19 protein-coding genes are annotated in these 22,652 nt (G+C 56.3%); 11 read left to right on the forward strand and 8 right to left on the reverse strand.

Annotated features, from left to right (window positions below; genetic code table 11):
• Positions 1-86: 86 nt before the first annotated feature.
• The 3 genes from SH421x_RS14825 to SH421x_RS14835 all read left to right on the forward strand — a co-directional run bounded on the left by SH421x_RS14825 (position 87) and on the right by SH421x_RS14835 (position 5,276).
• Positions 87-2,813 carry a PA14 domain-containing protein gene (locus SH421x_RS14825; RefSeq protein ID WP_488850059.1) on the forward strand — a complete coding sequence of 909 codons (2,727 nt, stop codon included), beginning with the start codon at positions 87-89 and terminating at the stop codon, positions 2,811-2,813.
• Between the two features lie 31 nt (positions 2,814-2,844).
• Positions 2,845-4,308, forward strand: coding sequence for a DUF7133 domain-containing protein (locus SH421x_RS14830; RefSeq protein WP_488850060.1), 1,464 nt, complete (start codon positions 2,845-2,847; stop codon positions 4,306-4,308).
• A gap of 311 nt (positions 4,309-4,619) precedes the next feature.
• Entirely contained in the window at positions 4,620-5,276 is a 657-nt protein-coding gene (locus SH421x_RS14835) for a hypothetical protein (RefSeq protein WP_488850062.1), read from the forward strand.
• A 35-nt stretch (positions 5,277-5,311) separates the two neighbouring features.
• On the opposite strand, the gene SH421x_RS14840 is transcribed toward SH421x_RS14835, so the two are convergent.
• A complete protein-coding gene (locus tag SH421x_RS14840) occupies positions 5,312-6,208 on the reverse strand; it encodes a cell division protein FtsQ/DivIB (protein ID WP_488850063.1) in 897 nt (298 codons plus the stop codon).
• A gap of 218 nt (positions 6,209-6,426) precedes the next feature.
• Positions 6,427-7,305: a UDP-N-acetylmuramate dehydrogenase gene (gene murB / locus SH421x_RS14845; protein ID WP_488850064.1), complete on the reverse strand. Its 879-nt coding sequence runs from the start codon at positions 7,303-7,305 to the stop codon at positions 6,427-6,429.
• A 246-nt stretch (positions 7,306-7,551) separates the two neighbouring features.
• On the opposite strand from murB, the gene SH421x_RS14850 reads away from it, so the two are divergent.
• Positions 7,552-8,475 (forward strand): hydroxypyruvate isomerase family protein, encoded by a 924-nt coding sequence (locus tag SH421x_RS14850; RefSeq protein WP_488850065.1) that lies wholly within the window; start codon positions 7,552-7,554, stop codon positions 8,473-8,475.
• A 114-nt stretch (positions 8,476-8,589) separates the two neighbouring features.
• Here the strand turns inward: SH421x_RS14850 and SH421x_RS14855 are convergent, their stop codons facing one another.
• A complete protein-coding gene (locus SH421x_RS14855; RefSeq protein WP_488850066.1) occupies positions 8,590-9,417 on the reverse strand; it encodes a YkgJ family cysteine cluster protein in 828 nt (275 codons plus the stop codon).
• A 248-nt stretch (positions 9,418-9,665) separates the two neighbouring features.
• Between SH421x_RS14855 and SH421x_RS14860 the strand changes: the two genes are divergently transcribed.
• Positions 9,666-10,880, forward strand: a complete 1,215-nt coding sequence (locus SH421x_RS14860; RefSeq protein WP_488850068.1) for a CinA family nicotinamide mononucleotide deamidase-related protein — start codon at positions 9,666-9,668, stop codon at positions 10,878-10,880.
• 22 nt (positions 10,881-10,902) lie between these two features.
• Here SH421x_RS14860 and SH421x_RS14865 read toward each other — a convergent pair whose 3' ends face one another.
• The gene (locus tag SH421x_RS14865) at positions 10,903-11,316 is read right to left on the reverse strand and encodes an Imm63 family immunity protein (protein WP_488850069.1); all 414 of its coding nucleotides are present in this window, start codon (positions 11,314-11,316) and stop codon (positions 10,903-10,905) included.
• A 96-nt stretch (positions 11,317-11,412) separates the two neighbouring features.
• Positions 11,413-11,859 carry a hypothetical protein gene (locus SH421x_RS14870; RefSeq protein WP_488850070.1) on the reverse strand — a complete coding sequence of 149 codons (447 nt, stop codon included), beginning with the start codon at positions 11,857-11,859 and terminating at the stop codon, positions 11,413-11,415.
• Positions 11,860-12,661: 802 nt separating this feature from the next.
• Here SH421x_RS14870 and SH421x_RS14875 point away from each other — a divergent pair.
• Positions 12,662-14,083: an AAA family ATPase gene (locus SH421x_RS14875; protein WP_488850071.1), complete on the forward strand. Its 1,422-nt coding sequence runs from the start codon at positions 12,662-12,664 to the stop codon at positions 14,081-14,083.
• A gap of 225 nt (positions 14,084-14,308) precedes the next feature.
• On the opposite strand, the gene aat is transcribed toward SH421x_RS14875, so the two are convergent.
• Positions 14,309-15,016, reverse strand: coding sequence for a leucyl/phenylalanyl-tRNA--protein transferase (gene aat / locus SH421x_RS14880; protein ID WP_488850072.1), 708 nt, complete (start codon positions 15,014-15,016; stop codon positions 14,309-14,311).
• A 278-nt stretch (positions 15,017-15,294) separates the two neighbouring features.
• On the opposite strand from aat, the gene dnaG reads away from it, so the two are divergent.
• The 5 genes from dnaG (at position 15,295) to SH421x_RS14905 (ending at position 21,575) form a co-directional block, all read left to right on the forward strand.
• Positions 15,295-17,133 (forward strand): DNA primase, encoded by a 1,839-nt coding sequence (dnaG, locus tag SH421x_RS14885; RefSeq protein ID WP_488850073.1) that lies wholly within the window; start codon positions 15,295-15,297, stop codon positions 17,131-17,133.
• 92 nt (positions 17,134-17,225) lie between these two features.
• Positions 17,226-18,899, forward strand: coding sequence for a sigma-70 family RNA polymerase sigma factor (locus tag SH421x_RS14890; RefSeq protein ID WP_488850074.1), 1,674 nt, complete (start codon positions 17,226-17,228; stop codon positions 18,897-18,899).
• A gap of 150 nt (positions 18,900-19,049) precedes the next feature.
• Positions 19,050-19,766 carry a zinc ribbon domain-containing protein gene (locus tag SH421x_RS14895; protein ID WP_488850075.1) on the forward strand — a complete coding sequence of 239 codons (717 nt, stop codon included), beginning with the start codon at positions 19,050-19,052 and terminating at the stop codon, positions 19,764-19,766.
• 255 nt (positions 19,767-20,021) lie between these two features.
• Positions 20,022-20,504, forward strand: coding sequence for a transcription elongation factor GreA (gene greA / locus SH421x_RS14900; protein ID WP_488856437.1), 483 nt, complete (start codon positions 20,022-20,024; stop codon positions 20,502-20,504).
• 507 nt (positions 20,505-21,011) lie between these two features.
• The gene (locus SH421x_RS14905) at positions 21,012-21,575 is read left to right on the forward strand and encodes a hypothetical protein (protein WP_488850076.1); all 564 of its coding nucleotides are present in this window, start codon (positions 21,012-21,014) and stop codon (positions 21,573-21,575) included.
• A 70-nt stretch (positions 21,576-21,645) separates the two neighbouring features.
• Here SH421x_RS14905 and SH421x_RS14910 read toward each other — a convergent pair whose 3' ends face one another.
• Positions 21,646-21,951, reverse strand: a complete 306-nt coding sequence (locus SH421x_RS14910; RefSeq protein ID WP_488850077.1) for a DUF167 domain-containing protein — start codon at positions 21,949-21,951, stop codon at positions 21,646-21,648.
• A 2-nt stretch (positions 21,952-21,953) separates the two neighbouring features.
• Positions 21,954-22,652, reverse strand: a complete 699-nt coding sequence (locus tag SH421x_RS14915; RefSeq protein WP_488850079.1) for a YggS family pyridoxal phosphate-dependent enzyme — start codon at positions 22,650-22,652, stop codon at positions 21,954-21,956.

Here is a 22,652-nt window from a genome sequence, read left to right on the forward strand (position 1 = left end):
ACAATCGCGCGCAAGCGGGATGAAATAGGCGACATCCTTCCCTTTTCTCCCCGCGTTTGCCTCCCATCGACGAGTTGTGACGGCCTATGTTCTTCGCAAGCACGCGATCTCTCTCCCTCTTGATCTTGCCGTTAACCGCTTTGACTGTTGGCTCACTTCAGGGCGCGCAACCGACCTCACCGGTGATCTCCGCCTATGAGCGGTTTTATGCGGAAGGGGTCGCAGACGATGTCGAAGGGGGACGACTATTGGTGAGCGAACTAAATTGCGTCGCCTGTCATCAGGCAGATGCTCAAAAGCTCGCCGCACTAGCCAGCAAAACGGCGCCCGATCTCAGCCGAGTCGGCGATCGCATTCGCCCCAGCTACTTTGCCCAGTATTTGTCGGACGTCCATACCGCCAAGCCCGGCACGACGATGCCGCAACCTTTGGGTAACCTTTCGGAGGCGGAACGTGCCCAAGCGATTGAATCGCTGACCCATTTTTTGACGTCGACCGGCAGCTTTCGAGAAACTCGCCGCCGTGACGCATTGATCGCCCAAGGCAAAACCCTTTATCAACAAGTGGGGTGCGTCGGCTGTCACAATCCAGATCCCAGCCAAGCCCAATCGCTTCCAACCTCCAAACCGCTGGGCGATCTCGCGAAAAAATACTCGGTCGGTTCGCTCGCTACGTTTCTGCAAGATCCGCTCCAAGTCCGCCACGCCGGGCGAATGCCCAGCTTGAACCTAAGCGGAGAAGACGCAACCGCCATCGCGCAGTTTTTGTTGCCCGATCTGAATCCCGCTTTCCCCTCTAACCTGCGCTACAAATATTACGAATTGAATCTCAGCAATCTGCCTGATTTCTCGCAGGTGACACCCCAAGAGTCGGGCGAAGTCGACGGCTTTACCCTTTCAGTTGCGCAGCGGAAGAACAATTACGCTCTTGAGTTCTCCGGCCTGTTCGCCGCGCCGCGCGAAGGAGAATATGAGTTCTACCTTTCGTCAGACGATGGTAGTCGACTGCTGATCGACGGCCAGCAAGTGGTGATCAACGACGGCATTCACCCCAATTCAACCCGCAGCGGCAAGATCCGATTGACCGCCGGCAAACACCCGATCGTCGTCGAGTATTTTGATGGCGGGGGGCAGACCGAATTGACCGTCGAATATCGCGGTCCCAAAATCTCCCGCCGCGAAGTCTTTGCAGAGCTTTCTCTTGCCGGCGAGCAGCCTAGCGCGACTGCAGAACCACCGTTCCAAGCCAATCCAGCGCTAATCGAGCAAGGCAAACAATGGTTCGGCAAAGCTGGTTGCGCCAGTTGCCACCAAAGCGGCGAACAGAACCTGCCGGCCCCCACGCTGACCGCCAAGCCGCTGGCCGATTTGAATCTGAATGCTGGCTGTCTAGCCGCCCAGCCTTCCCCTGCAGCAGCCGATTATCATTTGACGGCCCAGCAAAAATCATCGATCCGCGCGGCGCTGCAAGCCTTACCCAGTGAAAATAGTTCACCCGATTTACTGGTGAAGCGAACCATGTTGCAGATGAACTGCTACGCGTGTCACGCGCGCGACGATCTGGGGGGCGTCGAAGAGGCCCGCAATCCGTTTTTTGCGACCACGCAACAAGAGATGGGTGACGAAGGCCGCATTCCGCCCCATCTCAATGGAGTGGGGGGCAAGTTGAAAGCAGACTGGCTCGCCCACATCTTGAATGACGGCGCGAAAGATCGTCCCTACATGACCACCCGCATGCCAAAATTCGGCGGCCAGAACGTTGGGAAACTCAAGGATCCGCTCAAACAACTCGATTCGCTTCCCGAGATGGAAGTGGTGATCGACGATACGCCGGCCCACATCAAAGCGATCGGCCGTCACATGGTGGGAGACAAAGTCTTTGGCTGCATCAAGTGTCACACCTTTGACGGGGTAAAAGCCTCTGGAGTGCAAGGGATCGACATGACGCTGATGACCAAGCGGCTCGAACATACCTGGTTCCATCGTTATGTGGTCGATCCGCCCGCCTATCGTCCTGGCACGCGAATGCCAACCGCGTGGCCCAATGGTCAATCGGTGATGAAGAATATTCTGGACGGCAACACCCATCAGCAGCTCGAAGCGATCTGGCAGTTCCTTGACGATGGGACCAGCGCCGCCAAACCATTTGGCGTGGGCGGACAGCCGATTGAATTGGTCGCGTACCGCGACGCGGTGATGTATCGCAACTTTATCGAAGGCGCCGGTCCACGCGGCATCGGCGTCGGCTACGCCGAACATGCCAATCTGGCGATTGACGCCAACGAAATGCGTTTGGCCATGATTTGGCAAGGCGCGTTTATGGACGCTTCTCTGCATTGGACCGGCCGCGGACAAGGCTTTCAGCCGCCGCTAGGAGACAACATTTATAAGCTTGCCAGCGGACCAGACTTTTTCGCCCTCGCGTCGGAAACCGACGATTGGCCAACAGGGGACGCGAAACCGCTGGGCGTACAGTTCAAGGGATACCATTTGGACAACACCCGCCGTCCAACCTTCCGCTATCACTACAACAACGTCGATGTCAGCGACTTTTACGAAGCGACAAAGACCAATGACTTCCCCACACTTACGCGCACCATTCGCTTTGTCGGCGATCCCAAGGCGCCGCTCTACTACCGCGCCGCCACCGGTGACATCCAAGATCTAGGGGATGGTCGCTACAAGATCAATGATCAACTGACCATCCAGCTATCGCCAAGCGAGGCGATATTGCGTTCTAACAAACACGATTTGTTGATTCCGATCCGTTTCAAAAATGGCGAAGCGACCATTCGTCAAACCTACGTTTGGTAATTCAGCCGATAATCCTTCGCGAGTTTTTGATATGCGACACTTCGTTCTCACGCTACTAACAGCCTGCCTGTGCATAAGCAGCGCCGCCGCGCAGTCTGCTGAGCAAAGCCAGTACTACAAGATCACCACTTTCGAGATCCCTGAAGACATTGTGCTAGAGTCCGGCGGGCTAGAGCTGATGCCCAACGGTGAGCTTGCCGTCTCAACGCGTCGCGGCGACATCTATATGGTGACCAATCCCTTCTCGGACGATCCGGCCAAGGAGTCGAAGTTCAAGCTTTTCGCCAGAGGACTGCACGAAGTGCTCGGCCTGGCCGAACGCGATGGCTGGCTTTATGTCACGCAGCGATGCGAGATCTCGCGTTTGCAAGACGAAGATGGGGATGGCCGCGCCGACATGTTTGAGACCGTCGCGATGCCGTGGGAAATCAACGGCGACTACCACGAATATGCGTTTGGATCGAAGTTTGACAAAGATGGTTACATCTGGGCGCCGTTGTGCTTGACCGGTTCGTTCTCAAGTCAGGTTCCCTTTCGCGGCTGGTGCTTCCGAATCTCGGCCGATGGCGAAGTGATCCCTACGGTCAGCGGCATTCGCAGCCCCGGCGGCGTCGGCATCAACGCCGCCGGCGAACTCTTCTATACTGACAACCAAGGCCCATGGAACGGAACCTGCAGTCTGAAACATTTGGTCCCCGGCAAGTTTGTCGGCCACCCCGGCGGCAATCGTTGGTATCCGTTGGCGCCCAATATGGGACCAGAGCCGCAGACCCCGCAAAGCGGTAGCCGAACCCATTTGGAAGCTGACAAGATCCCTGAGTATCTTCCCGCCGCGGTGCTCTTTCCGTACGACAAGATGGGCAAATCGGCCAGCGGCGTTGAGCTCGATCGAAGCGGCGGTAAGTTCGGCCCCTTCGCGGATCAGATGCTGGTCGGCGATCAGTCGCATAGCACCGTGATGCGGGTCTACATGGAAAAAGTAAACGACCGCTACCAAGGCGCATGCTTCCCCTTTCTGGATGGAATCGCCTCCGGGACGCTCCCCTTGCTGATGAGCGATTCAGGCAGCTTGTTCGTCGGCGGAACCAACCGCGGTTGGGGCTCGCGCGGCAATGCCCCCTTCTCGCTCGAGCGGGTCAATTGGACCGGTAAAACGCCCTTTGAAATCAAAGAGATGCGAGCCCAACCGGATGGTTTTGAATTGGTATTCACCCAGCCTTGCGATGAAAAATCAGCCACATCACTCGACTCGTACCAGCTGACGACCTACACCTACATCTACCAAGAAAGCTACGGCAGCCCCGAAGTCGATCACACCACGCCGAAGATTACCAAGATCGAAAAGATCAACGATCACACCGTCCGACTCACCATCGACGGCCTGCAAAAAGGGCACGTCCACGAGCTGCATTCGCCCGGCGTAAAAAATGCCCAAGGTCAGAAACTGTGGCACGATATCGCTTACTACACCCTGAATCAGATTCCGGCGAAGTAGCTTGTCTTCGTAAAATTAGGCCCGAAGCGCTAGTTTTGAGGTTGCGCTATTCGGCCCAATAAAAACAGAACGCGGCCAGGCCACAGATGAAGAGCGGAAAAGCACGGTAAGAACTAAGTCACTAGCTCGCAGCGCCAGCGAGGGAATGCGGCTTCTACTTCATGCCGTTTTAGCATTACCAATGCGCATTCCCTCGCTGGCGCTGCGGGCTAGTGTCCAAGTGGTTCGAAATAACGCAACTTCAAAAGACGCCAGTGAGGGAAATTCGGCTGGCAATCAGACGGGATGATGCGATAGGGAGGACACAATACATGATTCGTCATACCGGCATTCACTTCGGACTTTGCTTGACGCTTCTGCTTGCCGTAGGTTGCTCGCAGCCGGCTTGGGTAACGATGGATGCGGAACTTCCGGAGGGTACAACGCCCGAGGAGACGTTTGAAGCATTGAAACTCGCGTCAGCAGAGCGTGACTGGCCAAAGTTCTATGGATGCCTTACGGCTCAAGCACGCTACGATCAAATTGAAACAATCCTCAACGACGCCAGTCATTTGGCGTATGTGGGGGAGAATGAAGAAGAGTACCTGAAAGAAAGCCCCTATCGACGGCCGCTATCCGAGGCAGATAAGGCGAGAGCTCTTCAGGTAGCGGCCCTCTTCAAAGAGTTTCATGTTCCAGATGGCAAAAAGAAGCCAGAGAAAATTCCCAATCTCCCAGCCTTTCTCCCCAAGCTGTATGACGCCATGCTCTCCGATCAGGTCTCGATCATCGACCAGCAGAGCACTCTTCAAAAGATAACGACAGAGGATGAGTGGGCGTTCGCCAAAGTCGAGGGGTTTCGCGATCGCTATGACCGAGATGGGTATGACAACATTCACTTCACAAAGATTGGCGGCAAGTGGTTGATTGACGCCAGCCCGTGGTGGATGCCATGGGGACCACCACAAGCACAAGCTCGTCGCAAATAGACTTCGCTAGATCCCCTCTTAGCGTGGCTAGATGACTACCGCGCCTGTGGCGGCGCAGTCGACGTCAACTCGGCCGGCGTGCGCAAATCAATCGCTCCCGCGGCGATCTGCGATTCTTGCAGCGCCAACAGCATGCCGATCTTTTGGGCGGCGCTGTTCTCGTGCGGCTGCTCGGCCCCGGGAGCGCTTCCCCAAACCAGATGCGCTCCGCTGGTCGTGTGCAACTCGTAGAGATTGACGTTTGCTTCCGCAGAAGCGTTGACAATGCGGTGTAAATTCAACCGCGACCAAACGGCCCCCAACGATTCCGCAATGCGCGCCGCTTCGACAATCTGTGGGTCGCCCCACTCGTTGCCCGGCTTTTTGGAACCGTCCGGAGCAACTCCCCCCAGATTGATCCGAGGGAAGTTCTTCTTGTGCGCTTCAAGGTATCCATTGCCGCGGCCCGGCAAGATCACCCCTTCACCATCGACAGGGATCAAACCCCAATCGGCGTCATCGATCTTTATTTTCACTTCGACCATCGCCACCGGGCGGCGATACTGGATGTCGACCAGAACCTTGGTCGGGTACTGCTTGACCACCCGCTCGACTGACTTGATCCACGGGTTTTCTGATTTTTCGATCGCCGCCGCGATCCGAAGGGTCAAATCCCGGTCGCGAACATCTAGTTTCTCTTGGTCAACAAACAGGACGTTGGCAATCTCTTGCAGGACTCCTTCGCCGATCCAATCTGGAGGCGCCGAAAATGAGATCCGCTCTTTGGTCACGAGATAGAGATTTTCGTCTACATTCGATTGAATCGATGTTGAAAGCGCGTAGGTTCCTGCGATGAACAGGACCACCATCAAGGCGCAAATCCATAGCTGGCGCCCCAGCGGATCGGACAATCCGAATCGTGCGGGCGCGGCATTACGCGATGGACGACTCACCCCTGGTTGCTCCCTGCTCGTTAATTGATGACTGACCCACAGTCAGGCCCAGCGCCGAGAGCGCCGAACCAAGAATCCTTCTTCTTGTGATCGGCCTTCCGATCTCACGAACATTAGATCATCCAGACGATAATCTAACGGGGATAGCATTCCCCTTAAAGCAAAACGCGGCGCCGTTGGCGATCCTTCGGTTTGGATCGCCAACTTGCTATCGCTGGCTACCAAATGGTAACGCCGTTTTTCAGCTCGATGCCAAAGACTTCCAGCACGCGACCGCGGACCAATTCCATCAACTGCAATACATCGGTTGCTTTGGCGCCAGCGGCGGCGACCACAAAGTTGGCGTTGCGATCGGATAGCTTCACGGCCCCCACCGATGCGTCGCGCAAACCTGCTTGCTCGATCAAGCTAGCGGCGCTGACATCGGCCGGATCGCGAAACAGGATCGAGATATTCTGCTCTGGCAGCGGCTCGGCGGCTCGCTTGACGATCCACTGTTTTTGCATCCGCCGGGTCAATTCGGCCGAGTCCCCGGCTTCGAGCTTCAGCTCGGCGCCGAGAATCACAAATTCGTCCAAATTGCTATCACGGTACGAAAAACGAAGCTCTCCGGCGCCGCATTTCCGCAGTTGGCCGTCAGCGGTCATCACTTCGATCAGCGTCGCCCAGCGGCCAATATCCTCGCCGTTATTGCCGGCGTTGCCTCGCAAAGCGCCGCCCACCGTGCCAGGAATGCCGACCAGCGATTCGAGCCCCGCTAGGCCGAGACCGACCGTTGTCGAGACCACACTAGCCAATCGGGCTCCCCCGCCGCAATGGACGGTCGAGCCGGCAACTTCGATGTTCGAGAACGACGGATGGCTCAGCCGGATCACCACGCCCGAGATTTCCTCTTCTCGAATCAGCAGATTCGAGCCGCCCCCCAGCAAGCGAACCGGCGTTTCCTGCTCGCGACACCGTTTCAGCAGCGCAGACAGCTCGCTTACGTTGTTCGGCTCGGCAAAGTATTCGGCCGTACCGCCAATCCGCAGCCAAGCATACGAGGCCAGCGGCTCTTGCGTCCGTACAAAATGCTCAAACCCTTGGCATAAATCCATGAGATGTCGTTCCTTAGCGTGCTAGCTCTCTGCAATCGTCACTCCCGATGGTTCATTAAACCGGGCGGCGGCGTCGTTGACAATGTCGCTGCGCGACCAAAGATACTACGCTGCGCGGCCAAAGACACTACGCTGAGCGGCCAAAGGCTCCTCGCTGCCGTCCCCCGCGGCCCTACAATTGCATGGCGCAGCTGGTCGGTTTAGGCTAGAAGCATCCTCCCCGACACCCCCGCTCGGATAGCACGCATGAACTCTCCCGCACGTGACGACCGCCAATCTCGCTATTCTCGCCGATCGATGCTGGCCGCAGCCGTCTCAGGCGCCGTCGCCGGAGCCGCCGCATCCTCGGTCACCGGCAGCGCCCAGGCCGCCGAAACTGCCGAGAGCGTCACCGTAAAAAATGGCCGAATCAACCAATCGGTCGTGCCGTGGTGCTTCAAGCCGATGACGCTGGATCAGTTGGCCCCGCATGTGGTTCGCATGGGACTAAAATCGATCGAACTGGTGCAGCCAACCGATTTTCCGACTTTAAAAAAACATGGCCTGATCTGCGCTCTGACCAGTTCGCACGGATTTGTCAAAGGGTGGAACGACCCGGCCAATCATGACTTCTGCCGCGACAAAATGACCTCGGCAATCAACGCAACCGCCGATGCCCAGTTTCCTGCGGTCATCACCTTTAGCGGGATGCGGGGTGAGTTGACTGACGAAGCAGGGAAAAAAAACATGGTCGCCGGCCTCAAAACGATCATGGGCCTGGCTGAGAAGCGGGGAGTCAACGTCTGCATCGAACCGCTCAATACCCGCGTTGATATCGAGATGAAAGGCCACCCCGGCTACCAGTGCGACAAGATCGAATGGGCGGTCGACGTCTGCGACGCCGTCAGCTCTCCACGGCTGAAAATCTTGTTCGACATCTACCACACGCAGATCATGGAAGGGGATGTGATCACGCGAATCGCCCAGTTCAAAGATTATATCGGCCACTACCACACCGCAGGCGTCCCCGGCCGTAACGAGTTAGACGATGAACAAGAGCTAAACTATCCCGCGATCATGAAAGCGATCGTCGCCACCGGCTACACCGGCTACGTCGGCCAAGAGTTCATCCCCAAAAACAAAGACATGATCGCATCACTAGCGGCAGCCGTTAAACTGTGCGACGTCTAATTTTTCATCATCCCGCGCGGCGCCATGCTCTGACCGCAATTTCGACGGTAGAGCATGTTTCTTCATGGCTCGCGTCTCGAGCTGGCGAGAAACGGCGCTTCGCTTCTTGGATATCTATCGTCGATTCGATCGCTGCCGTGCTCGCTGCAAAAAGTTCGGCTTTTTGACCACGCGATGCGGCGCGTCGGTTCGGGCTAGTCGAGGCCATGAATGCGCCTCGGTGCAATGCGCTGACGCAAACAGGTCCTCTTTCGCCAAGTAGCGGCTCCATGCGTTGTCAGCGTTGAGTGCGCACAACACGGCCGAGTTCAGCTCGTACAAATTGCCGTCAAGACCTTGCTCAACCAAGGTCCGCTGCAGCGTGCCAGAGACTCCCATCGTCGAAGCCTTGGCCGCGCGATCGATCGGGATCACCTGATCCACGGCGGCAGTCTCGATCGACTCAGCCGCCGTCTCACACGCGCTTTGATTAAATGAATGGACCCCAGCACAAACCAGCGGTCGCGCCGGATAAACCATACAAGCGCCATCGCTTCCCAGTAGCCCGCAGCCTAACCGCTTGGTCTGCGTCTCTTCGCGGGTCATCATGGCGCGACGTAGCGTCAGCTTTTCCAGACGAATTCGGATCGTCTCTACTTGTTCAGTTGTCAGACACTGCAAGATATATTCGGCCGCCGCGATTGCTTCGAGCGGGGTCACGTCGATCGCGACGGTAAAGCAACAGGCCGAGCACCCTTGCCGGCACGCACGTAGCGGCGCCGTCAGCTTCTCGGTCAATGGGTCCGGTTGCATTAAACGCAGCGTATCAATCAGATCCAGCGACTCTCCCTGCTTCAGACTTTTCAGCAAGCTTGGCAACTCTCCCTTCACCCGAGCAACCGCCGCGTCAAACGCGCGGCGAGCGTCGCCGCCAGACTGAATCTCTTGTAGTAGTGATATCATGCCGGTCGTTTGGGCGGAAGAAACGAAGGTTCGCAGTTAGCCAGGTTTGCTATTGGGTACCTTCGACAGGTTAGGCGCCCCCCAAAAACGAAATCATCGGCTTGGCTCGCGATTCTCTTTTCCGATTGCCTGCGGCGCCGCTTTCTGAAACTTTGCCGATTACGTCGCTCTACCGACTTGTCCGGCTTGGCGAACTCGCGGAAACTTTGACTTGCTCTCCACTCCCCAAACATTTCGGATACTTTCTCATGCGTGCAGAAATCCTCGCAATCGGCGATGAACTTACCAGCGGTCAACGCTTGGATACCAATTCGCAATGGTTAAGCGTTGAGCTCGGCAATCTAGGCGTCCCGATCGGATTTCATACTACCGCCGCCGATGAGTTAGCTTCGCTAGTCGGTTGCCTGCAAATCGCCGCCGACCGGGCTGAGATCATTCTGGTCAGTGGAGGTCTGGGCCCCACGGCCGACGATTTAACCCGCGAAGCGATCGCGCTGGCGTTTGATCGAGAGCTGCAGTTAGATCCGGAAAGCCTAGAACAAATCAAGCTGCGATTTGCTTCCCGCGGATTAGAGATGGCCCAGCGCAACGTCGCTCAGGCGATGTTTCCGACCGGCAGCCGCGTGATCCCCAATCCCAACGGCACCGCGCCCGGGATCGATTTGACGATTGAGCGCAACGGACGCAGCGTGCGGATCTTCGCGCTCCCCGGCGTTCCGATCGAGCTGAAAGAGATGTGGTCGCAGACGGTCAAGCCAGCGATCGCAACCACGCCGGGTCGCGCCCCCGGCGTCATTCGCCACTACGAGCTAAAATGCTTCGGCGTGGGCGAGAGCCGACTCGAATCCATGCTACCCGACATGATCCGCCGCGGCCGCGATCCGCAAGTCGGCATCACCGTTCATCTGGCGACCATCACGCTGCGCGTCACCACCTGCGGCCAAGACGACGCCGAATGCCAGGCCAAGGCGCAGCCAACGCTGGACGAGATCCGCACCATCTTGGGCCCGCTCGTCTTTGGCGAAACAGGCGACGAGCTCCCAGAAGCGGTCGGCCGCCTACTGGCCGCAGCCCATCAATCGGTGGCCTGCTTTGAATCCGCAACCGCCGGTATGCTCGCCTATTCCCTCTCAGAGTCGTCTGAAGCCCACGAATACTACGCCGGCGGCCGAGTCGCGCCCACCTTCGCCGCCGTCACGCAATACGTCAACGAAGCAACCGACAGCGTTGAGGCGCTGATCGAAACCGCCGCCGAAAAAATCCGCGCCGAACTGCAATCCGACTACGGCCTAGCCATCGGCCCGATCAACGAAGCCGGCGCCTACAGCTTTGCAGTAGCCGACAGCGAAGGGGTCATCAGCAAATCCTCCCAAACCTTAGGCCACCCCGAGATCCATCGCCCCCGCGCCGCAAAGCAAGCGCTAGATCTATTGCGCCGGCGGCTATTAGCCAAGCTTTTGTAGCCTCAGCCGGTGAGTTACCTTGTTATGCATCTTTGAAGGGATGTTTATCGAGGATCTTTGCGTACTGTGCAGCTTGCTGGTCCGCCCAAGAACCACTAACGCGGCGAAGTAACTCAACGTGATAGGGAAACCAGATTTGCCGCCCGTCAGACTCTGGATTTTCCCTGTTAGCCCGATTTAAAAGTTCGTAATCCGTGGCCATTTTACGGGTCATGTCAGACACAAGCCAGAATAATAATCCATCTGGATCATCGGTTGATTTCTTCTCCAGCTTCAGACCACGTTCCGTGACGATGTAGTGATAGGTTTCGCCTTCGCGTTCGCAGTGCGCTGATCCATCATCGCGCTGCACCGTCCGGAAAACTACGGAGTCCTCAGGAGCTTGCAATTCGCGTGCGATGCTGAGAAATCCTTTTCGAATTGACTCTAATGACATGGTTCCTCCATGACGCAGAAGGTGAGCGAGCAACCACTTCAAAACGCCCGGCTTCGCTGCCCGGTTGAAGAGGATTGTTGTTGCAATTCTGGTATTTCAATCAAACAGGACGCCTGGATTCATTTCAGCGGGCGTTTTCCAATCGATTCCAAATTTCTCCCTTAAGATCCGTTTTTTCGTCCCCCAGTATAAATGACAGAAGCCCATGCGGCGTTTCTCGTTTGCCAATTCGTTCCTGGCCATCGCCTCCGCTTGAGCCAGCAGTGGAGAAATCACTGGATCACGTTCTATTGGGTCATGGTTCATCGGAAACTGGCAAGCGCTGGCGTTCGAGTTCGCGAACGATTTGGTGTATTCAATTCCGCGTTCATCGAGAATTCGACAGATCTCATCAAACGACTGGATTTTCAGACCCAGGAACCGCCCCCGAGGCAATTCACTCGCCAGTTGAGCGGCGTTGGCGTCCCACCATTCTTTAAACGGTACGGTCTGTTCTCCCTCAGCAATCGCGATGAAGTAGTCTATGTTCGCGTCGATAATCATGAATAAATCCGCGAGTTGTTTGCAAATCCCTACCGCACTTTACTTCGCCCCCTGTTCCTGCTCTTCCAACTGCAGCATTGGCGCCTGCAATCAGCAAGTTAAGCACGGGTGCCATTTATTCATCCAATCCTAGCGGAAGGGCGCGAGCCCTCCGGTTCTTCATTCTTCATTCTTCATTCTTCATTCTTCGTTCTTCGTTCTTCGTTCTTCGTTCTTCGTTCTTCGTTCTTCGTTCTTCGTTCTTCGTTCTTCGTTCTTCGTTCTTCGTTCTTCGTTCTTCGCACCGGAGGGCTCGCGCCCTTCCGCTACGATTCTCATTGCAATGAAATCGCAAAGAACCCTTCCACGAAAACCGGCCCAACCGAGCGGGCTTCACGTGAGCCTGGCGACCATGCACCTGCATGTCCACACAAAACAGCAGCCAGTGGTCTTCTCTTCAGGCTACCAAGAAGCACCACAAGTCCGAAAGTAACTGCCGCGGGCCACCCCAGCGCTAATTCGCGGCTCTTTTCCGCATGGCGCCAGTGCTGCCTCTTTGCCGTCAAAGCCTTCCCGCCGCGGCCGCACCAATCTTCCCAAAACAAGGTTGACTTGCCGCCGCTTTTTAGTATAAATATGTACAGGTAATCAAGCTGCGGTTTGATTCTGCCTATCTACAAACTATCGGGCGCCTGCGGGATGCGTTGGGGGCTGTTTTTGGGGCGTTTGGCCGGGGGATCGGGCTGGGCGTTTGCATCGGGTGATCGCTGGTTCGGCGAGGTTTTTCTGCTGCGCCAGGGTGAACCATGGGGGAGAAATTTTCATGTCAACGGCCATGATGGAGTCTGCTTCTTTTGAGGCTATTACTAATCCAATCCACCATGCGGAATCGGCCGCAGGGCTTTCGAGTTTGTTGCGCTCGGATACTGAAAAACCAGCGACTATTTTTCAGCGTTTGGACCTGGGACAGCAGCGGCCTGATGAACCTTTAGAAGGTCTAAGTACGGTCCAATTGTTGGCGCGGCAAACGCCGCAGGCTTGGCTATTGCCGGGAGTGCTCGCCCGGCATCAGGCGGCGGTGATTTTGGGGCCTTCGAAATGTCTGAAAACTTCGCTGGCGGTTGATCTGTGCGGAGCGCTGGCCAGCGGGGGCAAATTTTTGGGGCAGTTCGCGGCCGAGCGAGCATTTCGCGTCGGCTTTGTGGGCAGCGAAGAGGTTGAGCCAACAATCGCCGATCTGGCGCCGCGCTGGAGCGCTGCGGCTCAGGTCGATCTGCTTACTCTGGATCGACTGATCTGGAGCCTGAACATGGGCAACCCTGGCAGTCCGGTCAATTTGCAGCGGATGACCGCTTGGATCGAGCAGCATCAGTTAGAAGTGGTGCTGATCGACGTCGCCGATTTGGCGGATGCGACTCCGCGGGCCCAGGCCAAGCAGTTGAGCGCGTTGGTTCGCTACTGTCAGCAAGCCGGGGCCACGCCGATCATCTGTTGCCCCACGCGCAGAGAGTTGTCCCCGCGAGCCATGACCGCCGCCGATCTGGGCGGTTCGGCGTGCAGCGGCATTGCCCGCCAATGGCTCTTGGTGAATCGCCGCCAAACATTCGAACCAGGAACCGGGCGACATCAATTATGGCTAACAGTCGGCGGCGGCGCGCGAAGAAGCAGCCAATGGGGCCTGGACATTGACGAAGGACAATACGAAGCGGACGCCGGCGGCAAATGGGAAGTGCAGCTGCGCGACGAGTCTTCAATCGTCGAAGAAAATGCCCAACTGGCGGTCAAATCACAGGCCGAACGCTTGCGCTGGAAGCTGCGCGGCGTGATCTCGCAGATCGACCCCGAGAAAGCGACCAAGCTGAAAATCCGCGAGCAAAGCGGGATGAGCGGAAGCAATTTTGGTTTGGCCTGGCAGCGCATGGTCGACGCCGGAGAAATTCGCCTGGTCTCGAAAACGGAAGCCTTCCGGGGCCAGGGCGAGGCCCGGTACCGCTTGGTCGATCTGGCGGAATTGAACGATCCAGATGCGCCCAAGTTCGACCCGCTCGACACCGTCTTCCCCACCTTCACCACCGCCGAACTAATCGCCTACGCCGAAAAAGAAACGCCTGCGAGTCCAGTCCAGCCGCCAGAAAAAATGTTCGGCGAGAGTCCACTCGAAAAAAATTCGCCGCCGAGTCCAGTCCACCCGCCCCGCCAGTCACAAAAACGACGCCCGAAGGTGCGGAACAAGCGACGGAGATAACATAGCAATCGTAGGGTGGATGGAGCAAAACCGAAACCAATCCCACCATCACCAACCAACGCAACCGGTTTGCGTAACCCACCGAACCTGCCGAACGATCCGGCGGCATTGGTGGGTTGCGCAAGCGGGGACGTTGTTTGACATTGGATGCCGCTAATCGCTTGCTGCACCCACCCTACTATATTGAATTCGACATTCGGATTTCGACATTCGTCATTGACGCCCCTAACGCAGCTCGGCCAGCACCTGAGGAACTTCGGCAACTTCCACCGCCAGTTCTTCGCCGAAGGTGACCGGTTGTTGGACTGCTTTGGCCAGACGGTTCAGATAGGCGCGACGAGGGATCTCGCTAGCGCCCATGCTGCCGGTGTGGGGGGTCCATTGTTGGATGTCGAGCAGTTGGTAGCCGCGGAGGTTGAGATGCGCGACCAAGGTTGCGAGCGCCACCTTCGAGGCGTCGGTCACGTTATGGAACATGGATTCGCCGGCGAAGAGCCCGCCGATGGCGATACCGTAGATTCCGCCTGCGAGTTCCTCGCCTTGCCAAACTTCGACGCTATGGGCGTGCCCTTCTTCGTGCAGATTACAGAAGGCTTTAAACAGATGTGGCGTAATCCAGGTGCCGTCGCCTGATTTGCGGCGGCGCGAGCAGCCACGCATGACGTCGGGGAAGGCCCGGTCGCAGGACGCCGTGAACTGTCCGCTGCGCAGCGTTCGCGTCAAACGTCGTGAGACATGCAAGCCGTTTAGCTCGATAATCGCGCGGGGATCGAGCGAAAACCAGGTCATCGGCAGCCAATCGTCCCACATCGGCCAGGGGAAAATCCCATGGCGATACGCGTCCAACAGGCATTCGGCAGATAAATCTCCGCCGACCAGGACGAGCCCTTGCTCGTCGGCTGAATCCGCTGGAGGAAAAAACTTGGGCGGCATGTTCCGTTCCGTGGTTTCCGCGAAGGTCTTGTTCTTTTTAAATTGTGCTGGACAATAGACTTAAGAGCAATCGCCAGGGGTCGCCAAAAAAGATGTCGACAACTGCCGTGATGAACTTGACTCGGAATCGCCAAAAAGCATAAATTGCTCCCACTCGCCATGGAAGGCGAAGACGGCGACCGACTTACGTCACTTTTGGTCAGCACGGAGCTGAACCAAAAACGAGCCTACATAACGGACGCCGCGGGACAATTAGTCCCCGAAAGGATTTCCCAAAAGTGACACTGGACGACTCACGCGAGCAAGTACGCCAAGCATCCGACATTACGGATGTGATCGGTAAATACTTGCCGCTGACGCGCCAAGGTCGCATCTATGTCGCGCTTTGCCCCTGGCATAACGACACGCGCCCCAGCATGCAGGTCAACCCAGACCGCCAGTCTTGGCGTTGTTGGGTTTGTGGAATCGGCGGGGACATTTTCAGCTTTGTGATGCGTCGCGAAGGGATCGACTTCCGCGAAGCGATGGAACTATTGGCCGAACGGGCCAATATCTCGCTCAGCAAAGCGACCCCGACTCAGCCAGGCTCACCGAACGACAAGAAGACACTGTATGCGGCGGCGGCTTGGGCCGAGCGACTGTTCCAGAAAAATCTGGCTCATTCGCCGGATGCCGACAACGCACGACGTTATTTTCACGATCGCGGCGTATCGCAAGATTCGGTCCAGCGCTTCCACTTGGGTTATGCCCCCGATCAGTGGCAATGGTTGCTAGATCAAGCTTACTCGACCGAGTTTTCGGCCGCCGTGCTCGAAAAAACCGGCCTGATCGGCCGCAGCAGCACTTCGGGCAAGCCGTACGATCGATTCAAGGGACGCGTGATCTTTCCGATTCACGATGTTCAAGGACGTACGATTGGTTTTGGCGGCCGAATCTTGCCGCAAAATACCGATCCCAAAGCGGCCAAATACGTGAACTCACCCGAGACCAAGCTTTTCTCGAAGAGTGACAACTTGTATGCGTTGGATTTGGCTCGCGACGCGATCGTCGAATCCCGCTCGGCGATTGTGGTCGAAGGTTACACCGATGTGATCGCGTTGCAGCAGGCCGGCATCAAAAATGTGGTCGCCGTGCTCGGGACCGCACTCGGTGAACGTCACATTCATTTGCTGCGTCGTTACGCCGATCGCATTTATCTGCTACTTGACGGCGACGAAGCGGGGCAACGCCGCACGAACGAAATCCTAGAGTTGTTCGTATCCGAACAAGCGGACCTGCGGATTGTCACGCTGCCGGATCAACTGGATCCGTGCGATTTTGTCCAACAACGCGGGGTCGATGCGTTTTACGCCGCGCTGGAGACTTCGGTCGACGCGTTAGAACACAAGTTGCGAATCACCACAGCCGGCGTCGATGTGCGACGTGATTTGCACAAAGCGAATGAAGCGCTCGAAAGCTTGCTTTCGACGTTGGCTCGGGCGCCGCGACTGCGAGACGATACCGGCTCGGACGTTCGCCTACGAGAACATCAATTTTTGGCCCGCTTGGCTCGCAAGTTTGAAGTCGACGAGCTGGAACTACGCAAACGATTGTCGTCGCTTCGCCGTGCGACCAGCGCCGCCGCTTCGCGGCCGAGCGAACAAGCGGACGATAGCCCCAAACTACGCGCTGCCGATTTGGATCCCTACGATCGCAACTTTCTCGAAGTGTTGGCTTGCCAGCCTGATCTAACGATCTTGGCGGCTGACGAGATCGGGATTGAGGAGATGAGTAGCGGTGCGGCTCGCCAACTTTATCAAACGTTTATTACGGCATGTCATGATGGCAAGCCGGTTGAATTCAATCAGTTGCTTTCAGGAATTGAATCCGAATCGCTCAAAGGCTTGTTGGTGGAACTCGACGAGTTGGCGACGGCAAAAAAGATTATCGATCCTGAAACGCTGCTGAAAACGATCATCGCGGACTTTCAGCGCCGCGTTGAAGACCGAGAGGGACGTGACCGTGTCACCGCTCTCGAACAGAGGACGATGGATGGGCAGGAAGAGCTTGACCTGCTGCAACAAATGATCGAGCGACAACGTAATCGACAGGGAATCATTTCTCCCACGGATGGGTAGAACTGTCGAGAATTGCCTTGTTAAATCGGCTCCCGCAAGCCTGTTTGACGGCAGACAACCTGATGAACTTGAAAGGCAAGGAGGCTTTTCACGTGGAATACTGTGATCAGGATTTGATTGCGCTCATGGAGCGCGGTAAGACCCAGGGTTATCTAACCTACGACGAAGTCAACAACTATCTCCCCGACGAAGCGACCAGCCCCGAGAAGCTAGACAAGCTTCTGACGGAGCTAGAGCAAAAAGGGATTGAGCTGGTCACCAGCGCCCCGGAAGATGACTTTGACGACGCTCCGACGTCGCGAGCTCCTTCGGCCCAAGATTTTCGCGAAGCGCTGGAAGACGAAGAAGGGACCGAGACCTTCGTCCCTGAAGAAATCACGAAATCGAATGACGATCCGATTCGGATGTATCTGTCGCAAATGGCGACCATTCCGCTGCTAACGCGTGAGCAAGAAATCGCGCTGGCCAAAAAGATCGAAGTAACCCGCAAGCAATTCCGCCGTTCGGTCTTGGCTTGCGATTTCGCGATGCGAACCACTGTCGAAATTTTGACCAAAGTCCATCGCGGCGAATTGCCGTTCGATCGCACGATTAAAGTTTCGCTGACCGAACATTTGACCAAAGAGCAAATCCAGGCGCGCATGCCGCACAACCTGGGGACGCTAAATCACCTGCTGGAACAAAACCAACGCGACTTCAAAGCTTTGCTACGCAAGTCGACCTCGCGTGAAGATCGCGTCATCGCCAAAAATCGCTTCATCCGTCGTCGCCAAAAATGCTTGCAACTGGTCGAAGAACTCAGCTTGCGATCGCGTCGCGTGCTGCCGGTGATGAAGCAGTTGGAAGATTTCGCCAGTCGCATGGAGCAAATCCGCAATCGCTTGGATGCGATCGGCGATCAGTCGGCGTTTAAAGACGAACGAGCGAACCTGCGACAAGAGCTGCGTGACCTCATGATCCTGACGCTGGAAAGCCCGCGTGGATTGCGTCAAAGGTGCGAACGTTTCCGTCGTCAATTTAACGAGTACGAAAAAGTAAAACGTGAACTGTCGAGCGGCAACTTGCGGTTGGTCGTTTCGATCGCCAAGAAGTATCGCAATCGCGGGCTCAGCTTTCTGGATTTGATCCAGGAAGGGAACACCGGCCTGATGCGAGCGGTCGACAAGTACGAGTATCGCCGCGGTTTCAAGTTTTCGACCTACGCAACTTGGTGGATTCGTCAGGCGATTACCCGGGCCATCGCCGATCAAGCTCGGACGATTCGGATTCCGGTCCACATGATCGATGTGTTGTCGAAACTGCGGAACGTGCAGAAGCGTCTGCTGCAAGAGCTGCGTCGCGAGCCGACCATGGACGAAATCGCGCGTCGCGCCGAGATTGACCTAGAAGAAGTCCGCCGCGTGATGGACATTGGCCGCCAGCCGGTCAGTCTCGATCGCCCGATCGGCGAAAGCGAAGATAGCAGCTTTGGCGAATTCATCGAAGATAGCCACGAAGAGACGCCAATTCGCAGCGCCAACAACCAGATTCTGCGTGATCGAATTCAGGGTCTGCTGAAGACTTTGACCTATCGCGAACGAGAAATCATTAAGCTTCGCTACGGTCTGGGGGATGGGTATACCTACACCCTTGAAGAAGTCGGGCGGATTTTCAAAGTGACGCGAGAACGCGTTCGCCAGATCGAAGCCAAAGCCGTTCGCAAGCTGCAACATCCGGTTCGCAGCCAGCAACTGGAAGGCTTTCTGGCCGGCGCCGCAGCCGAATAGCAGCTGCGTTCTCCCCCCGCTAGAATGTAAAAATGTACGATCGTCGCCTGGTTCGCCAGGCGGCTTTTTTGTGCGCTCTGGTATTCGGAGTTCGGGGGGAGTGTTAACATTGAGGAGTGTGATTTCATTTCTCGGGCGAGGTTACCGTCGATGACGGCTCATGAATATGGCGAAACGCTGGCGCGACTGCATCGCATCCACCAGCAGCTCTCGGAACTCAGGACGCGACTCAAGCGCGGCCCTGCGAGAGTATCGATGGCGCGTCAAAAGCTCGCAGCGATCGAAAGCAATCTAGCGACGACCAAAGAGCTGATTCAAAAGACCAAGATGACGGCCGATCGCAAACAGCTGCAGCTCAAAGATAGCGAAGCCAAGATCCAAGCGACGCATGGGAAACTGAACGCAGCGAAGTCGAACGAAGAATACCAGATCTTCAAAGATCAGATTGCAGCAGCCGAGATGGCCAACAGCGTCCTCTCGGACGAGATTCTCGAAGCGCTCGACAAAATCGATCAGCTCACTGCCCAAAGCGAGAGCGAAAAGCTGAACATCGCCGCCGCCGAAGCGGAACTGAAAAAGATCGAAGCAGCCGCTGATATCGAACGCGAGCAGCTAGAAGCCCAGGTCGCCAAAGCACAGGGCGAACTCGCCGAAGTCGAACCGCGACTTCCGCCCGAACTGAAATCCGACTATCAGCGTTTGACCAAAGCTCGCGGAGAAGACGCGCTGGCCGCTGTTGACGGCGAAGAATGCGGGCAATGTTACGTCTCGATGCGGCCCCAGGCGTTTCAAGACCTAAGAATGGGACGTATTGTCTATTGCTCCTCGTGTGGGGCGATGCTGTACTTGCCTCCAGGTGAAAAATAAAGGGCGCCAACTAGCTCAATTCGGCCTCAATCAAGCTGCGACTGGCCGCTAGAGGCGATTTAGGCGATAGCCAGCAACCGTTCGGCATCATCCAGGCTTCATCCCCTGAGGATCGATGCAACCCAAAGTTAACGTGAAGCTCTCTTTACACTTCACGTCAAACGAGGGATAATAGAAGAAATTAGAAACAAACGGCGACCATCCATTGTGAGGGTCGCATTTTTTTTGAACCGCGGGAGAGTTCCAATGTCCAGCATGGCTGATCGCAATCCAATGTCGAGAAAAGGCTTTGACAAGCTCAAAGCGGATCTCGACCAGCTTGAGTCGGTCGAAATGCCGCGCATCACCGAGAAAATCGCGACGGCGCGTGAAGAGGGGGACCTGAAAGAAAACGCCGAGTATCACGGCGCCCGCGAAACGCAGGGAATGATTCAGGCCAAGATCAACGCGATCAAGTCCAAGCTATCTCGCGCGTACATCATCGACCCCGCTTCGATTGATCAATCGATTGTCGGCTTCTTCGCGACGATCACGGTCGAAGACCTCGACATGGATGAAGAAGAGACCTACACGCTGGTCGGCAACGGCGAAGAGGATTTTATGAACAACAAGATCCTCATCGATAGCCCGATGGCCCAAAGCTTGCTTGGTCATAAGGTTGGCGACGTGGTGGCGATCGAAGCTCCCAAAGGGACCTACGAACTGAAGATCTTGAAGATCGAATACAACCTCGATTAGTCGGCTGTAGAAGCCTGCGAATCTGGTATCTCTTAAGCGTCGCTTCGCACTGCAAGCGGCGCTTTTCGATTGATAGCGGCTCATTTCCAGGGATGCAGTGAATCTTGTTCTGCGCGAAATCGGCGTTGGTGGATATCCTCTCCTGTCACGGCGTTGATAAAACCGCGAGCTCAATCCCCAACCGCTCTCGACCCGCGCAGCTCTCCACCACCGCAGCCTACAGCTTTCTGTTGACGAAGCTTGCTTGACGCGCTTTCTAACAAATTCTGTAAAATGCCGAACGGGCCTGCTTCTAACGCCCCCCATTCAAGTGCTATGATCTGAGGATTGTAGGAAAGATTCCGTCCTTTGCGACGAATTGAATACCAACATAGGCTGGAACCAACTCACAGAAGACTTTAGGGAGAAACATTGTGGCGACAGGAAATCAACCTCAAAAACGTAGCGCGGCGCCCAAGATCCTGATCGGATGCTTGGTGGTAATTCTGGTGATCTTTGGCATTTTCTGTGCCGGCGGGATCTACCCTCTATATGAACGCCGGCGCGTTGATCGCCCAAGTCGCCAAAGGCGTCGGACATCAAATGATCGACGAAACTGATCTATCTGAAGAACAGAAGGTCGGCATGAAAGAGCAGATCGATCGCGTGGCCGATGGCTATATCAATGGAGATATCTCCCAAGAGCAGATGGAACAGATCGGCACGAACATCAGCAAGTCGCCGGTGATCGCCGCGATTCCGGTGATCGTTGTCGAAACGCTGTATGTCAAAAACTCGGGTTTGACCGAAGAAGAAAAAGTAGCTGCGAAAAAGCAACTGAACCGCGTCGCCCACGGCATGTTTGAAGGCAAAATCACGCAAGAGCAACTCGATCCGGCGATGGAGAAAATCGCCGACCGCGACCCTGAAGGAGAATGGAAAATCCGCGAGCCGGTTTCGGATGAAGAATTGAAAAGCTTTGTCGCCGAAATGAAGACCATCGCCGATGAAAACGAGATTCCCGATGAAGAATTCAACATCGATATCGTCGCCGAATTCAAGGAAGCGATCGACAACGCTCTCGCTCAGTAGGGCCTGTTGAGCATCCACTTCGCAACCTTCCAGCAGGGCGAGTCGCATGTCGACTCGCCCTCTGTTTGTGTTAACTGCCGGCGAGCACCGCGTCGAGCTTCGCTTGTAGCTCGGCAAGCTCAATCTCGCTGACCAAGATTCGTTTCTGGCGATGCGTATGCCCGGCGATAATCTCTAACTGCGACTTGCGCAGCCGTAGCTTTTTGGCCAGTACTTCGACGATCGCTTTATTCGCTTTGCCATCCTCCGGAGCGGCGGTCACAGACACTTTCAGCGCTCCGTCTTGCGCTCCGCGGATTTCATTCTTTTTTGAGCCCGGCAAGGCGCGGATCGGCAGGATGACGCCGCCGCTGTGGTGCGGCTGCAGGTCAATCACCGCTAGATTCCCTCAAACAGCGAAGACCCGACGCGCACCATGGTGGCGCCTTCGGCGATCGCCGCTTCGTAGTCGCCGCTCATCCCCATCGAGAGTTCGGTCAGCGCGACGTTGTCTGGAGCATTCGTCATCAACCTGTCGCGCAGTTGCCGCAGCGCGGCGAAATTGGCCTGGGCGACGTCGACGCCACCTTCCAGTGCGGCCATCCCCATGAGACCTACGATTTGCAGATGCGGCAGTTTTGCCGCTGCTTCCAGCACTCCGGCAGCGTCGTCCGGTGCAATCCCATGCTTGGCCGCATCGCCAGAGATGTTGATCTCTAGCAGAGCCGAGATGCGGTGCGGCGCTGCGGCGGCATCGACCGCTTCAAACAGGCGAAGACTATCGCCGGAGTGCAGCCACGAAATGACCGCGGCAGTACGCTTCGCTTTGTTGGTTTGCAGATGACCGATCATGTGCCAGTGCACGGGACGATCAGCGAAATGCTCGGCACGTTGCCACAACTGTTGCGGGCGACTTTCGCCCAGATCGCGACATCCCAGCTCATAAAGCGCTTCGACCGCTTCAAGGTCGACATATTTGGTGACGGCGATCAGGCGGATGTCGCTGGGGGATCGATCGGCGCGAGCCGCGGCGGCGGCAATTTTACCTTGAACCTCCGCCAGGTTTTCCGCCAGACGTGTGCGCTGGGCCTGTTGCAT

This window comes from Blastopirellula sp. SH421 (assembly GCF_057808535.1).

Coding starts and splice junctions, on each gene's coding strand:
- SH421x_RS14825 (WP_488850059.1), top strand. CDS start 87: ATGTTCTTCGCAAGCACGCGATCTCTCTCCCTCTTGATCTTGCCGTTA.
- SH421x_RS14830 (WP_488850060.1), top strand. CDS start 2,845: ATGCGACACTTCGTTCTCACGCTACTAACAGCCTGCCTGTGCATAAGC.
- SH421x_RS14835 (WP_488850062.1), top strand. CDS start 4,620: ATGATTCGTCATACCGGCATTCACTTCGGACTTTGCTTGACGCTTCTG.
- murB (WP_488850064.1), bottom strand. CDS start 7,305: ATGGATTTATGCCAAGGGTTTGAGCATTTTGTACGGACGCAAGAGCCG.
- SH421x_RS14850 (WP_488850065.1), top strand. CDS start 7,552: ATGAACTCTCCCGCACGTGACGACCGCCAATCTCGCTATTCTCGCCGA.
- SH421x_RS14855 (WP_488850066.1), bottom strand. CDS start 9,417: ATGATATCACTACTACAAGAGATTCAGTCTGGCGGCGACGCTCGCCGC.
- SH421x_RS14860 (WP_488850068.1), top strand. CDS start 9,666: ATGCGTGCAGAAATCCTCGCAATCGGCGATGAACTTACCAGCGGTCAA.
- SH421x_RS14865 (WP_488850069.1), bottom strand. CDS start 11,316: ATGTCATTAGAGTCAATTCGAAAAGGATTTCTCAGCATCGCACGCGAA.
- SH421x_RS14870 (WP_488850070.1), bottom strand. CDS start 11,859: ATGATTATCGACGCGAACATAGACTACTTCATCGCGATTGCTGAGGGA.
- SH421x_RS14875 (WP_488850071.1), top strand. CDS start 12,662: ATGTCAACGGCCATGATGGAGTCTGCTTCTTTTGAGGCTATTACTAAT.
- aat (WP_488850072.1), bottom strand. CDS start 15,016: ATGCCGCCCAAGTTTTTTCCTCCAGCGGATTCAGCCGACGAGCAAGGG.
- SH421x_RS14895 (WP_488850075.1), top strand. CDS start 19,050: ATGACGGCTCATGAATATGGCGAAACGCTGGCGCGACTGCATCGCATC.
- greA (WP_488856437.1), top strand. CDS start 20,022: ATGGCTGATCGCAATCCAATGTCGAGAAAAGGCTTTGACAAGCTCAAA.
- SH421x_RS14915 (WP_488850079.1), bottom strand. CDS start 22,652: ATGCAACAGGCCCAGCGCACACGTCTGGCGGAAAACCTGGCGGAGGTT.